This window comes from Streptomyces scabichelini (genome assembly GCF_011045015.1).
Lineage (GTDB): Bacteria > Actinomycetota > Actinomycetes > Streptomycetales > Streptomycetaceae > Streptomyces > Streptomyces scabichelini.
Genome location: NZ_JAAKZY010000270.1, coordinates 1 through 12,856, shown reverse-complemented (window position 1 = coordinate 12,856; position 12,856 = coordinate 1). Strand labels below are relative to the sequence as shown.

General features: G+C 71.3%; 16 protein-coding genes and 1 pseudogene. 5 read left to right on the top strand and 12 right to left on the bottom strand.

All coding sequences use genetic code 11. From position 1 onward, the window contains the following. The 8 genes and pseudogenes from G5C60_RS52785 to G5C60_RS44980 form a co-directional block, all read right to left on the bottom strand. Positions 1-163: pseudogene (locus G5C60_RS52785) on the bottom strand (translocation protein TolB); the annotation flags it as partial. A gap of 83 nt (positions 164-246) precedes the next feature. Continuing rightward, positions 247-771 (bottom strand): MTB12 C-terminal domain-containing protein, encoded by a 525-nt coding sequence (locus G5C60_RS45010; RefSeq protein WP_165269074.1) that lies wholly within the window; start codon positions 769-771, stop codon positions 247-249. Positions 772-1,600: 829 nt separating this feature from the next. Beyond that, positions 1,601-1,972, bottom strand: a complete 372-nt coding sequence (locus tag G5C60_RS45005) for an ArsR/SmtB family transcription factor (protein WP_338146111.1) — start codon at positions 1,970-1,972, stop codon at positions 1,601-1,603. Beyond that, complete coding sequence (locus G5C60_RS45000) at positions 1,959-2,366, bottom strand: (2Fe-2S) ferredoxin domain-containing protein (RefSeq protein ID WP_165269072.1); 408 nt, start codon at positions 2,364-2,366, stop codon at positions 1,959-1,961. The genes G5C60_RS45005 and G5C60_RS45000 overlap by 14 nt, the downstream gene beginning before the upstream one ends. Continuing rightward, entirely contained in the window at positions 2,363-3,391 is a 1,029-nt protein-coding gene (locus G5C60_RS44995; RefSeq protein ID WP_165269070.1) for a WD40 repeat domain-containing protein, read from the bottom strand. Before G5C60_RS44995 ends, G5C60_RS45000 begins: the two co-directional genes overlap by 4 nt. Beyond that, entirely contained in the window at positions 3,388-4,419 is a 1,032-nt protein-coding gene (locus G5C60_RS44990; RefSeq protein ID WP_165269068.1) for a CobW family GTP-binding protein, read from the bottom strand. The genes G5C60_RS44995 and G5C60_RS44990 overlap by 4 nt, the downstream gene beginning before the upstream one ends. A 6-nt stretch (positions 4,420-4,425) precedes the next feature. Beyond that, positions 4,426-4,698 (bottom strand): hypothetical protein, encoded by a 273-nt coding sequence (locus tag G5C60_RS44985; protein WP_165269066.1) that lies wholly within the window; start codon positions 4,696-4,698, stop codon positions 4,426-4,428. A 28-nt stretch (positions 4,699-4,726) separates the two neighbouring features. Continuing rightward, complete coding sequence (locus tag G5C60_RS44980; protein WP_165269064.1) at positions 4,727-5,122, bottom strand: transcriptional repressor; 396 nt, start codon at positions 5,120-5,122, stop codon at positions 4,727-4,729. Between the two features lie 438 nt (positions 5,123-5,560). On the opposite strand from G5C60_RS44980, the gene G5C60_RS44975 reads away from it, so the two are divergent. Then, the gene (locus tag G5C60_RS44975; protein ID WP_165269062.1) at positions 5,561-5,857 is read left to right on the top strand and encodes a hypothetical protein; all 297 of its coding nucleotides are present in this window, start codon (positions 5,561-5,563) and stop codon (positions 5,855-5,857) included. A 296-nt stretch (positions 5,858-6,153) separates the two neighbouring features. On the opposite strand, the gene G5C60_RS44970 is transcribed toward G5C60_RS44975, so the two are convergent. After that, positions 6,154-6,711: an MTB12 C-terminal domain-containing protein gene (locus G5C60_RS44970; protein WP_206440793.1), complete on the bottom strand. Its 558-nt coding sequence runs from the start codon at positions 6,709-6,711 to the stop codon at positions 6,154-6,156. Positions 6,712-6,891: 180 nt separating this feature from the next. Between G5C60_RS44970 and G5C60_RS44965 the strand changes: the two genes are divergently transcribed. The 3 genes from G5C60_RS44965 to G5C60_RS44955 all read left to right on the top strand — a co-directional run bounded on the left by G5C60_RS44965 (position 6,892) and on the right by G5C60_RS44955 (position 9,813). Next, positions 6,892-7,326, top strand: a complete 435-nt coding sequence (locus G5C60_RS44965; RefSeq protein ID WP_165269060.1) for a hypothetical protein — start codon at positions 6,892-6,894, stop codon at positions 7,324-7,326. A 124-nt stretch (positions 7,327-7,450) separates the two neighbouring features. Further along, positions 7,451-8,569, top strand: coding sequence for a PLP-dependent cysteine synthase family protein (locus G5C60_RS44960; protein ID WP_165269058.1), 1,119 nt, complete (start codon positions 7,451-7,453; stop codon positions 8,567-8,569). Next, entirely contained in the window at positions 8,566-9,813 is a 1,248-nt protein-coding gene (locus tag G5C60_RS44955) for an MFS transporter (RefSeq protein ID WP_165269056.1), read from the top strand. The genes G5C60_RS44960 and G5C60_RS44955 overlap by 4 nt, the downstream gene beginning before the upstream one ends. Before the next feature lie 2 nt (positions 9,814-9,815). On the opposite strand, the gene G5C60_RS44950 is transcribed toward G5C60_RS44955, so the two are convergent. After that, positions 9,816-11,156 carry an MFS transporter gene (locus G5C60_RS44950; protein WP_165269054.1) on the bottom strand — a complete coding sequence of 447 codons (1,341 nt, stop codon included), beginning with the start codon at positions 11,154-11,156 and terminating at the stop codon, positions 9,816-9,818. A gap of 148 nt (positions 11,157-11,304) precedes the next feature. Here G5C60_RS44950 and G5C60_RS44945 point away from each other — a divergent pair, with 148 nt between their 5' ends. Continuing rightward, complete coding sequence (locus G5C60_RS44945) at positions 11,305-11,664, top strand: ArsR/SmtB family transcription factor (protein WP_165269052.1); 360 nt, start codon at positions 11,305-11,307, stop codon at positions 11,662-11,664. An 11-nt stretch (positions 11,665-11,675) separates the two neighbouring features. On the opposite strand, the gene G5C60_RS44940 is transcribed toward G5C60_RS44945, so the two are convergent. Continuing rightward, positions 11,676-12,233, bottom strand: a complete 558-nt coding sequence (locus G5C60_RS44940) for a hypothetical protein (RefSeq protein ID WP_165269050.1) — start codon at positions 12,231-12,233, stop codon at positions 11,676-11,678. Next, on the bottom strand, positions 12,230-12,856 hold a 627-nt coding region (locus G5C60_RS44935), incomplete at its 5' end, for a M15 family metallopeptidase (RefSeq protein WP_338146110.1). The genes G5C60_RS44940 and G5C60_RS44935, both read right to left, overlap by 4 nt.

Sequence of the window (12,856 nt, the reverse complement as noted above, 5' to 3'; positions counted from 1 at the left end):
TCTGGCTGGAGCGGGCGATGACTCTGCTGGTGAAGCCGGACGGCAGCATGATCCCGTTGGCGTCGGCGGCCAGCAGGCCGCCGTACGGGCTGGTGCCGTTCTGGGCGGGGGCCGCGTAGGCGGCGCCATGCATGAGCCTCCCCCCCGCCGCCGGGGACGCTCCCGCCCCAGTGCCGGGTGTGCCCGACCCGCACGCCGAACTCGCTCACCACGCGGCCTGACCTCAGCGATCGCGGCAGCATCTGCTCATCGGCACCTGGCGGCCAGGGCGATGCTGCCGGCCGCTTGGGCCAAGGCGCAGAAGGTGGGGACCGAGACCTTCCAGGTGCCGTTCTGCTGGACGGCGTTCCCCACGGCGGTTGGCAGGGGCCAGCCTCGGAGGGTCAGCGTGTAGGTGACGTCTGCGGTGGTCGAGGTGGCGAACACGACCTGTTCGACTGCGGCTTCGGCCTGCCCGTAGCGTGGGTGGGCGGCGAAGGCTGCCACCATCGGGGCGAGCTGCTCGCCGTCCTTCAGGAGTGCGATGCGCTCTTTGATCGGGGTGCGAGGGTGGAAGAACCTCTCCCAGTTCGTCTCGACCTCGGCCGTGGCCGCTGCCAGGTCGCCCGGCGCTGTGGCGGTCGCGGGCGGAGGCGAGGTGCGCGTCGTTGCGGCGGGCGGCCAGGGCGATGGCCCGGCGGGGTTTCCGTCGCCGTTGCCGCAGGCCCCGGCCAGCAGGGCGGTGGCGGCCGTGACCGACGCGACCGTGCATGCGCTGCGGCGTCGGGTCATCTGCCCCACCTCCCGATGTGGTGTCAGTCCGGTATCCGCAGGTCACAGGTGTCTTTGCGCCTCAGGTGAATCATCCGAACCTGCCCCAGGCTGCCCCCGGTGGGCTTCATGATGGGGTCCGTCATGTCGTGGACCGTCTCGGGTACCCGCGCAGCGCGCCGGGCCCGCCGCCGCACTCCAGCGCATCACGGTAGGCATGACAACAACCCTCTGGAAACGGGAGCCGTACCGGGACCTGGAAGCTCCTGCGGCTCAGGAATCGGTGTGGTGACGGCTATGTCCCCTATGTGTTGCGCTGTAACGCTTCTTCTGTCTGTGTCGCTGTAAAGGGTAGGGCGCCTGGTTCCCCCCGTGCCAGGCGTCCGTGAACGCAGGCGGGGCGGCTTCACCAGCTGTCCCGCCCGCGTTCCATGAGCGGGTGCGTCACCCCTGCCCAGCAGCGGTTTACGGCAGTGGGATTCCTCCGAGGCGCCGCTCGCGGCGGCAGGTTCGGTCGTCGTGGCCGCAGGCTTGGCCGCACTGCCGCTGGTTCCCTTGCCCGGCGGTGTCGCCGCCGTGTGCGTGGTCAGTGCGGGGCAGGCACTGGTCACCCGGGCCCTGCGAGTCTGCTCGCCCCGAAGCGCGGCCCAGGAGAGATGGGTGTGCTGACGGGGCTCAGCATGCGTGCTTGCTCCGGCCCGTGCCGGGATGCTGTACGACTACCACCCGCACCGGCCTACCTGGCAGCCGAGAGAGCCACCTGCGCCGCGGATGTCATGGCGTCCCGCATTCCTCGCCGCGCATCTGCTGCAGGGAACACCTGATGCCGTGGCTTGTCATGTGCCGCGCGTCAGTCGGGGTCGTGGAGGCCGAGGCGCAGGTGTTCGATGTGGTGGACGGCCTGGTCGAGGAGTTGGGCGACGTGGTCGTCGTAGAGGCTGTAGACGATCCGGCGGCCGTCGCGTCGGCCGGTGACCAGGCCCAGGGTGCGCAGCAGCCGGAGTTGGTGGGAGACGGCGGACTGTTCCATGCCGACAGCGGCGGCGAGCGCGCCGACCGGGTGAGGGGCGTGCCGCAGGGTGAGGAGGATGTGCAGCCGGGACGGAGTGGCGAGGGCCTGGAGGGTCGCGGCGACGGAGACGGCGGTGGCCTCATCGAGGCGGGCGGCCACGAGCACGTCGCGTCCGCCGCCCCCTCCTCCGGCGTACTCATCGGCGTGCACGGGCCCTCGCCTCGCGCGGCGGCCGGACGAACTGCAGCTCCAGCGTGGGCGGGGGTTCGGCGATGCCGGGCCCGCCCGCGATGGTCCAGGCCAGCAACTCCTCGGTGCAGTCGTCGTCCAGCGCGAAGCCGATCCAGGTCGCGCGGCCTCCGGCCCGGCGTCCGGCGGCGGACGGCTGGACGACGATGACGTTCGCCTGGTCGCAGGGGCCCAGGCAGTCCGTCGTACGGACCGTGAGGCGCCCGCCGGAGTCCGCGGCAGCTGCCCGCAGCCGGTCGAGCTGCCAGGCGTGATCGGTACCGAGCAACTTGCGCGGGTTGCCGCAGCAGCAGCCCCGGCACACCACGAGCGTGCACGGCCGGGCTGCGGCGGCCCGGACGGAGACGACGGTCACAGCCGGGTCCGATCGGGCACGACCTGGGCGCGTACGAGCCCGTCGCGGCCGGCGGCGACCAGCATCTCCGGGTCCGGCCAGGCCAAGTCGACGACCGCTGAGCCGAGTTCGAACGTGCGCGTGGGCTGCAGCAGCGCCCCCGGCCGCCCGGCCGTGGCATGCCACAGGGCGACCGTGCCGTCCTCGCCGCCGCTGGCGAGCTGGGTGCCGGAGCCGGGCCGCCAGGCCAGTGCGGTGACCTTCTGGTGAGCACGGAGTTGGCGAGGCTGCGTACCGGCGGGGCCCCTGCCGGAGAAGTCCCAGACCGTGATGTCGGCCGCGCCGTCGGAGGCCATCCAGAACCCGGTGTCGTCGAAGGCCAGCCGGGAGACCTTCTCCGGGTAGCCGGACATGGTCAGTTCGCTGCCGTCGCGCGTGCGCCAGATGTGGATCGAGGCGTCCTGGTTGCCGCTGCAGATCCACTTGCCCGTCGGGGCGACGGCGAGTGCGAGATGGGAGCCCACGTACGGATAACTCACCACGGGCTTGGCGGTGTGCCGCTCGTGGCCGTTCACCGCTCCGTACGCGGCGACCGCGAGCCGCCGCCCCTGCCGCAGCCACGCGACGTCGGTGACTGTGCTGGCGGCGGGCTCGGTGGCCCACAACTCGGCGCCGTCAGCGTCCAGTACGAGGGCTCGCCGTCCGGCGGCGACGGCGAGCCGGTTCTCGCCGGCCCAGGCGACCGCAGCCGACCAGGCACCCGTGCTCACCTCCCGCACCCGCCCGTCGGAGCGGCGCCACAGCACGTATCCGGTGGGGCCGGCGGCCGCCACGTGCTGCCCGTCGGGGGACACCGCGATGCGCAGCAGCCCGCCGGGCAGCTCGAATTCACCCACCCGCTCGCCGGTCTCCGCGTCCAGGACCGAGCCCTCGCCGGCGGCCCCGGCCACCGCGACCAGGTCACCGGCCGCATGGACACAGACCGGCGCATCGCTCACGGACCTCTCCCAGGCGATCCCCGTACCCGTCTCGGTCACTGTGCTCATACGGCGGCTCCGGCGCGTTCCGTCACCAGGCAGTCGGCGAAGCCGCGCTCGAGGGCCTCGCGGTCGAGGTTGCGGCCGATGAAGACGAGCCGGTTGCGGCGCGTCTCGTCGGCCCGCCACTGCGCGCCCTCCTCGCCGACGAGCAGCATGTGGACGCCCTGGAAGACGTACCGCCGTGGCGAACCGGCGATCGCCAGGATGCCCTTGGAGCGGAAGATGTCGACGCCCTTGGTGCGCAGCAGGTTGCCGAGCCAGGTGTTGAGGCGCTCTTCGTCGAGCTCGCCCGCCAGCTCGATGCCGACCGAGGTGACGGTGAGGTCGTGCTGGTGCTCGGTCTCGGTGAGGAAGGTCGGGTCGTCCTTGAGGACGCGGTCGAGGTCGAAGGCGCCCACGTGCAGGACCTGTTGGAGGTCGACTTGGGCGTGCTGGGCGCGCAGGATCTGTACGGGGGTGTTGATCGCCCGTACGCGTGCCTCGACCTCGGCGATCGTCGCCTCGTCCACCAGGTCGGTCTTGTTCAGCACGATGCGGTCGGCGAAGGCGACTTGCTCGACGGCCTCGTTCTCCACGCCCTCCGGCTTGACCTCGTCCAGGTGCTGGAGGACGTGCGCGGCGTCCACCAGGGTGACGATGGCGTCCAGCCGCAACTGGGCGGCGATCTCGTCGTCCATGAAGAACGTCTGCGCGACCGGCGCCGGATCCGCCAGGCCGGTCGTCTCGATGAGGATGTGGTCGAACTTCTCCCGGCGCCGCATCAGCGCGCCAAGGATACGGATCAGATCTCCGCGCACGGTGCAGCAGATGCACCCGTTGTTCATCTCGAAGATCTCTTCCTCGGAGTCGACCACGAGGGCGTCGTCGATCCCGACCTCGCCGAACTCGTTCTCGATGACGGCGATCCGCATGCCGTGGTTCTCGGTGAGGATGCGGTTGAGCAGGGTGGTCTTGCCCGAGCCGAGGAAGCCGGTCAGAACGGTGACGGGTACGCGCTTGTCACGCGGCTCTTCCGTCGTGGTCGCTTCGGTCATCAGGGGTCAGGCTCCTTCGGGTGCGGTGGTGAGCAGGGCGGCCCGCAGGTCGTCCTCGGTGATCTGCTCGGCGGGTCGGTGCAGGGTCCAGCGGCGGGCCGCGCCGCTCATGGGGAGTACGGCGACGACCGTTTCCAGCGGCGGACAGCCCGGTTCGGTGCAGGCGAGCTGGCGAATCACGACGGCCGTGTCCTCGTCGAGATCGAGCAGTGTGCGCACGATCTCCTTCAGCTCGCGCAGCCGCGGGCTCGGTGTTGCGGGCGTGAATCCCAGGGGCATGGCGGCAGTTCTCCTTCGTCGCGGTGGGTCAGCAGTCGGCGCACACGCCGGTGAGTTCGACGGTGTGCTCCACCGCGGTGAACCCGGAGTCGGCGGCGATCTGCCCGGCCCACTCCTCGACGACCTCGGAATCCACCGGCCGGCTGCGGCCGCAGGAGCGGCAGATCAGGTAGTGGCGGTGCCCGTCGGCGGGCCGTCGGCGGTACAGCCGCTCCCCGGCCGCGACTTGTACGACATCGACCCCGCCCGAAGCCTCCAGCTCGCGCAGCGCCCGGTACACGGTGGTCAGCCCTATCCGACTTCCGTCGGCGGTCAGTTGGGCGTGCAAGTCCTGTGCGGAGACGAAGTCCTGGCATGCCGTCAGGGCATCCTGGATGGCCGATCGTTGTCGCGTGGGCCGCTGCTGAGCCGTCTGGACGTTCACACCAGTTCACCCCTCGCGCCGCTCGCCGTCCCGCTGCCCGTTTACCGTAAATGAAAATGAAATCCATGTCCATGTGAGTGATGAATCACGTGTCGACGCGGGGGTCAGAGGAAGCGTGGGAGGTGTCAGCCCACCCGTGCGCCCCCCGACGGGCTGATGGCCGGCGACGAGACCGCCGCCTCGGCGGTTCGGACGAGTGGTGAGGCTGGTGGTGGTGAAGCCCGGCACTTGAGCTGAAGTGAGCGCCGGCCGCGCCTTGGCCCGGGCCGCGTGGGGCGCGCACGGCCGGGACGTTGTCGGTGTACGCGTCGTGTTCTGTGGCCGGAAGGACAACCTGTAGGTGACGGGGGTGCATTGGAGGGCCGAGAAGAGGAGGATGGGTCGGCAGCGCCGGCGAGCGGTCGTGGCCGGCGTTCGGAAGACGACCGGAGATACGTCATGACGACTGCACACGCTCCCCATCCGGACCACACGCACCAGCACGGCGAGGGCTGCGGCCATGTCGCCGTCCCGCACCAGGACCACGTGGACTACGCACACGACGGTCACCTCCACCGCGTCCACGATGACCACATCGACGAGTGCGAGCCCGCGGGTCACTCGGCCCACGACGACCACGCCCACCAGCACGGTGAAGGCTGCGGTCACGTCGCGGTGCCCCATGGCGATCACGTCGACTACGTCCACGACGGCCACCGTCACGCAGGACACGACGGGCACTGGGACGACCACTGAACCGAGTCGCCCCGCTCGCTCACTGGTCAGCGTGTCCAGGGTCAGCGCGATCAACTGGGCCTACAGAGCCGCCTGCTCCTGCTCCTGGTCTGGCATGACGGCGGCGCGGAACGTGCGGGCGTGGGATCAGGGGCAGGAGCCACCAGGCCGCGACTCGTGGGCCGAGGTTCGGGTGCTACGTGCAGGGCATGCGGCACGAGGGATGACAAGACACGTCAACCACCCGGCATCGATGTCGGATTGGGTCTGCTCAGATTGTGGCGGCGCACTGCGATTCGGCCGCGCAAGGCAGTCAGTCAGGGGCAGGCCGGTGCTTTCGGCGCGTCTTTGGCGTGTTGGGTCAGGGCGCAGACCGTGTTGAGTGCGACCTTCCACGTGTCGTCCTGGAGCACAGCCGCCCCCGGGGCGTCGTTGCCCAGCCGCCGGCTGTCGCGGGTCAGGGTGTAGTCGACGTCGGCGTACAGAGAGGAGGCGTACGTCACCGCACTCACGTCGGCGCGCAGGTCCTTTCCGCGAGGATCGGCGAAGAGGTTGCGGATCATCAGCGCGTTCTCCTCGCCGTGCTCGACGGCGTCGGCCCTCTCGTCGAGCGAGGACTGCGGGTCGAAGAGAACGCGCCATGCTTCTCTGATCTCTTCCTCGGCCTCCTCAGGGTCCTCGGGGGCGGTGCCCGTGGGCGTGGGGGACTGGGAGATCGAGGGCGAGGTGCTGCCCGCGGTCGGGCCGGGTGAGTCGGTGGCGGAGGGCCGCGGCGTCGGGGGCGCGCCGTCGTCGCCGTCGCCGCAGGCGCCGGTGAGGGCAAGGACGGTTGCGGCGGCCACCGTCCAGAGTGCGTGTCGTGTCGCAGAGGTCATAGAACTCCACCTCCGGGTGTCGCCGTGTGACTGGCGTACCCCGGCTGCGCGGGATCATCCGGGCCGGCTCCCGGCCGACGGTGGGATCCTCTTGCCGTGGCGGGGGTCTCAGGCCGCTTCGCCAGGGGTTCCTGGGCCACGTGATGTGACTCTTCGTGTGTGATCCATTACGTTGAGTGTGTGATCGAACTGCGGGCCGAGCCGGGGAGCCGTGCCGGGCGCTCCGGCCGCATCGGCCTGCTGCTCGGTCTCGTCCTGCTCGTCACCGCCCATCTTGCGGGCGTCGTGCACGGCGCCTCCTTCTCCGGGCCGCATGTGAGCACCGTCGCGGCTGCCTGGGCGGCTCACGGCGAGCATCACGAAGAGAAGGGCGACGCGGTCACCCCGTCTCCCGGCCATGAACACGGGGCGGACGATCACCTCGACCACGCGGCGGACCGGCCACGCGCGGACCTCGACGACGCCGTCGCCGAGCTGAGTCATGACGGGCTGCCAAACCGGCCCGGCACGGCTGATCCGGCGGCCGGTCGAGCCGCCGGGCGCCCCCCATGGGATGTTCCCGACCCTCCCGGCGGCCGATCGGCCTTGAGCCTGCACTGCGTCTGGCGCCAGTAGGCGCGCCCCCGCACACCCCTGCCCAGGCCCGTCGTGGCTCGCGCCCCGGTGTGCTCCCGCGCCCATCTCCCCTCAGCACCGCCCTCCTACGCACGGACGCGGAGGGTGAAGGAGCCGTACGCACATGCACTTCTCCCTGCTCGAACCTCTGGGCGCGCACGCGCCCCTCCCACTGATCGCCCGTCACCCGGCCCAACTCGTGGGCAACACGCCCGTCCTGTGGATCGACGAACCCTTCGCCCCGCCCGGTCGCGGTTTCTACGCCAAGCTGGAGGGCACCAACCCCGGTGGCATCAAGGACCGCCCCGGCCTGCACATGGTGCGGGAGGCCCGGCGGCGCGGAGACCTCGTCCCGGGCGCACACGTCATCGAGTCGTCCAGCGGGACCCTCGGCCTGGGGCTCGCCCTGGCCGGGCTGACCTACGGCCATCCGGTCACCGTCGTCACCGACCCCGGCATGGAGCCGTCGATGGTGCGGCTCCTGACTGCCGTGGGCGCCCAGGTGGACACGGTGACCGCTCCCCACCCGGATGGTGGCTGGCAGCAGGCCCGCCGCGAGCGCGTGGCGGAACTGCTGGCCGGCACGCCGGGCGCGTACTGCCCAGATCAGTATCACAACCCCGACAACGCGGCTGCCTACCGTCCGCTGGCCGCAGAGCTCATCGCCCAACTCGGCCGCATCGACGTGCTGGTGGCGGCGGTCGGCACCGGCGGCCACTCGGCCGGTACCGTCGCCGTCCTGCGCGAGTCCATCCCCGGTCTCGTCCTTGTCGGAGTGGACTCGGTCGGCTCGACCATCTTCGGACAGCCCGCGGCACCGCGGCTGATGCGGGGCCTGGGGTCCAGCATTCACCCCGCCAACGTGGACTACGCGGCCTTCGCCGAGGTCCACTGGGTGGCTCCGGCCGAGGCCGTGTGGGCCTGTCGTCGACTGGCCCGCGGGCACCACGCCTCGGGTGGCTGGAGCGTGGGCGCGGTCGCGCTCGTCGCCGGATGGGTAGCCAGGACGAACCCGGTCGGGACCCGGATCGCCGCGATCTTCCCCGACGGCCCGCACCGCTACCTGGAGACGGTCTACAACGACGCCTGGTGCCACGACCACGGACTGCTCGGACGGGAAGCCCCGGACGAGCCGGACGAGATCGCCGCACCGGAGGAGTGCGTCGTGACCTCATGGACGCGGTGCAGTCAGGTCCGCGACCCGTTGGGGCGCGAGGCGGCGGCGCAGGCGGGTGTCCGATGAGAGGGCTGTCGGCCCAGGTGGCCTCCTTCGACCGACCCGCCCGGCTGCTGATGATGAACCAGTTCGCCATCAACCTCGGCTTCTACATGCTGATGCCCTACCTGGCCGACCACCTCGCCCACGGCCTCGGCCTCGCGGCCTGGGCGGTCGGCCTGGTCCTCGGCGTACGCAACCTCTCCCAGCAGGGCATGTTCCTCGTCGGCGGCACGCTCGCCGACCGCTACGGCTGCAAGCCGATGATCCTGGCCGGCTGCGCCCTGCGGACCGTCGCCTTCTCGCTGCTCGCCGTGGCGGGTTCCCTCCCCGTGCTGATCGCGGCCTCCGCGCTGACAGGGCTGGCAGGTGCGCTGTTCAACCCAGCCGTGCGCGCGTATCTGGCGGCGGAGGCGGGGCAGGAGCGGCGCGTGGAGGCGTTCGCCGTCTTCAACGTCTTCTACCAGGCCGGCATCCTCGTCGGCCCACTCGCCGGACTCGCTCTGCTGGCCTGGGACTTCAGCGCGGTCTGCGCGGTCGCCGCCATCATCTTCGGCGCCCTCGCGGTGCTGCAGGCCCGCGTCCTTCCCGTCCGTCCGCCGGCCGACCGGAGCGCCGAGCCCGCCTGGCGGGCGGTGGCCGCGGACTGGTGGACCATCGCCGCCAACCGGCCCTTCCTCCTGTTCGCCGCCGCCATGTCGGGCTCGTACGTCCTGGCCTTCCAGGTCTACCTCGCCCTCCCGCTGCGCGCCCGCGAACTCTTCGGTGAACAGGCCGGGTTGGTCACCGGCGCGGTCTTCGCCGTCTCCGCGCTGGCCGCCCTGTCCGGCCAGCTGAAACTGACGGTGTGGGCGAAGCGGACCCTGTCCGGGCCGCGGGCCATCGTGTACGGGCTGGTGGCGATGGGCGCGGCCTTCCTGCCGCTGCTGCCCGCGTCGTACGGCGTGGTGGCCGGGGTCGGTGGCCTGGCGCTGTGCGCGGCGCTGCTGGCCTGGGGCGGGGCGCTGCTCTACCCGTTCGAGATGGACACCGTCGTACGGCTCTCCGGGAACCGGCTGGTCGCCACGTACTACGGCGCCTACAACACCGCCTCCGGCATCGCGATCTCGCTTGGGAACCTGGCCGTGGGAGCGTTGTTCGACACGGGCGTGCGGTGGCTGCCGTGGGCGGTGCTGGCCGCCACGGGGTTGTTGTGCGCGGGGCTGGTGGCGGCGCTGCACCGGGCCGGGTATCTGACACCCGAGCCGGAGCGGGTGCCCGTGTCGGGCTGAGGTCAGCGGTGGGCGTGGAGGCTGTCGGCCAGGCGGTCATGACGGTGCCGCCAGCCTCCGCCCACGCGGACCGCGTCGGCCAGGTGGGGGTGGCCGACGTGAAGACCGGTGTGCTCGTGCTCCGTGGCCGAAGGCTCGGCGGACGGCCACAACCGCAGCGCCACCAGCCCCGCGCCCAGGGCGATCGTGCCCAGCGAGACCACCGCCCACTGCAGGCCCGCCGTCGCGCCGAGCCAGCCCGCCAGGGGGTACGTCAGCAGCCAGCAGCTGTGGGAAAGGGAGAACTGGGCGGCGAAGGCGGACGTGCGCTGCTCCGGCGGGGCCGAGCGGCGGATCAGACGGCCGGTCGGGGTGAGCACCATGGAGCAGGCGGCGCCGAAAGCGGCCCAGGTGAGCAGGAGCGCGGGCCAGCGCCAGCCGCCGCTGCCGGCGGCCGTGACGCCGCCGAGTCCGGCGAAGACGAGGGTCAGGAGGAGGGCGCCGCGCAGCATCACTGTGCGGTCGGGGACCCGGTCGAGTACGCGGGGGAGCAGCAGGGCGACGAGCATCGAGCCGCCGCCGTAGGCGCCCAGAGCCAGTGACACGTCGGCGGCGCCGAGGCTCAGGTGGTTGCGGACGTAGACGACGCTGTTGACCGTGACCATCGCGCTCGCCGCCGCCACCGCGAGGTTGAGCACGAGGAGGGCGCGCAGTCGTGGGGTGGCGAAGAAGAGACGGATGCCGGCGGTGGCCTTGGCGTACACGCCGCCCGTACGCGCTGCGGATGCCGCCGCCGGCTTCGGCAGTACCGCGGAGACCACGAGGACAGCGGAGGCCAGGAAGCCCACCACCGTGCCCAGGAACAGCCAGTTGTAGGTGACCACGGAGAGCAGCGCGGCGGCGAGCGCCGGGCTGAACAGGCTCTCCAGGTCGTAGGCGAGACGGGACAGGGACAGGGCCTGTGTGTAGTCGCGCTCGGCGGGCAGGACATCGGGTATGACGGCCTGGAAGGTCGGGGTGAACGCGGCCGACGCCGACTGGAGCAGGAAGATCAGGACGTAGACCTGCCAGACCTGGTCCACGAACGGCAGGGACAGCGCCACGGTGGCCCGGATCAGGTCAGCGCCGGCCATCAGTGCCCGGCGTGGCAGCCGGTCGGCGATCGCGCCGATGGCCGGGGCGATGGCGACGTACGCCACCATCTTGATAGCGAGCGCGGTGCCGAGCACCGATCCGGCGTCGGCGCCGGCGATGTCGTACGCGAGCAGGCCGAGCGCGACGGTGGCCAGGCCGGTGCCGACCAGGGCGATGACCTGGGCGGTGAAGAGGTGGCGGTAGGTGCGGTTGCGCAGTACGGAGAGCATGCGGGCGAGTCCTCGGGTCCTCGGCATGGCGGACGGGAGCGGCGGCCACTCACTATACGTATAGGTGCGCACTTGCGCACATGTTTCCATGTGTACTTGTGGAGCGCCTGGCGCCCAACCGCCGTCTTTCGGCCTCTACGCTGTCTTCATGCCTGCTCGCGAGTCCTTGCCATCTGCACCGCATGCGCATCTGCGCGCCCCCGACAGCGCGCGTCTCGCGGAAGCCACCGAAGTGTTCACGATGCTCTCCGACGCGACGCGGCTTCACCTGCTGTGGCTGCTCGCGCAGGGGGAATCGGACGTCGGCTCGCTGACCGAGCGGTGTCAGGCGTCACGGACGGCGGTGAGCCAGCACCTGGCCAAGCTGCGCCTCGCGGGCCTGGTGGAGACGCGCCGTGAAGGGCGGCACGTCCACTACCGCCTCCGCGACGGGCACCTGCGCCGGCTGGTGATGGAAGCGCTCAGTCACGCGGACCACCGGGTCAGCGGCCAGGCTCCGCACGACTGACCGGGCCGGGGTCAGGAGGCCGAGGGGGAGGCGTCATACGCTTTGGAGTCCTCGATCGTGCCGCCGAGCCGGTCGCGGGCGCTCTCCATCGCGGAGCGTGGGCTCGCAGACAGCGCCCACCGGTTCCCGACCAGGTAGACGCCGCCGTACAGCTGGGAGACATCGAGCCAGTCGCGCTGGCCCCGGGCGGTGTCGAAGGTCAGCAGGACGTAGTCGGCCCCGTCCGCCTCGCAGACGCCCTGACGGTAGTCGAGGGTCTTCCCGGCTTCCTTGGGCTTCGTGCAGCCGACCGCCTTCGCCAGCTCCTCCAGGGTCGCGGGCTCGGCGCTCGGTTCCGGGCTTGTGCGGGGTCCGGCCGGCTGCGCGCTCGCTGCGGACTCTCGTTTCCCTTTGTCCCGGTCCTCCGCCGCCGACGAGTCGCTGCACCCGGCGACCAGCAGTGTCGCCGTCGCGGCGAGAGCGAAGGCGGCGAGGATGCGGCGGGCGCGACGGGGCGTGAGAACTCCACGGTCTGGGACGAGAGCCGGGTCTTGCCTCCGGGGTACGTGCCGCACGTCCGTGGTGTTCACGAGGTCGTGGGGCTGGGTCCGGTGTAGGGCCTGGACGGGTAGCCGGTGTCGAAGTGCATGTAGTCCGGCACGTCGATGTTCTGCCAGATCCAGCCCTCGTCGATGAACGTCTGCCATACCGGGCCGCCTTCGAGGATCTTGCCCTTGCCTTCAGTGCGCGCACTGTTCGCCGTGCCCGGCTTCCAGCACTTGCAGCGCAGGTCCATCCAGGGGTTCTCGACGGGGTTGATGTCGACGGCGCGGCCGTTGGCGTGCGGGGACTCCGAGGCGGGGGCGTTGATCTGGTTGGTGCGGCGGCAGTTGAAGGCGGCCGTGTTGTCGGCGGCGAGGCTGGCGGTGTTGTCGCCGCCGTACTCCTCCAGGGGCTTCATCTGCCGGATCGGGAACTCGGCGTCGAACAGCGCGGTGAAGATGCGGACGAAGCTGTCGGCGGTGTCGGCGTTCACGACGAGCACGCCGCGATGTATTTCGCCGTCGAAGCCGTGGTGGTTGATCTCCATCCGGCGCAGCTGGTCGGGGGAGGTCACGGGGCAGCCCTCGCGGACCATTCCGGCGTCCTTCATCTTCTGCCACTGCGTGTCGGGGACCGCGCGGACGGCTGCGGCGGCGGTGGGGGCGGGAGG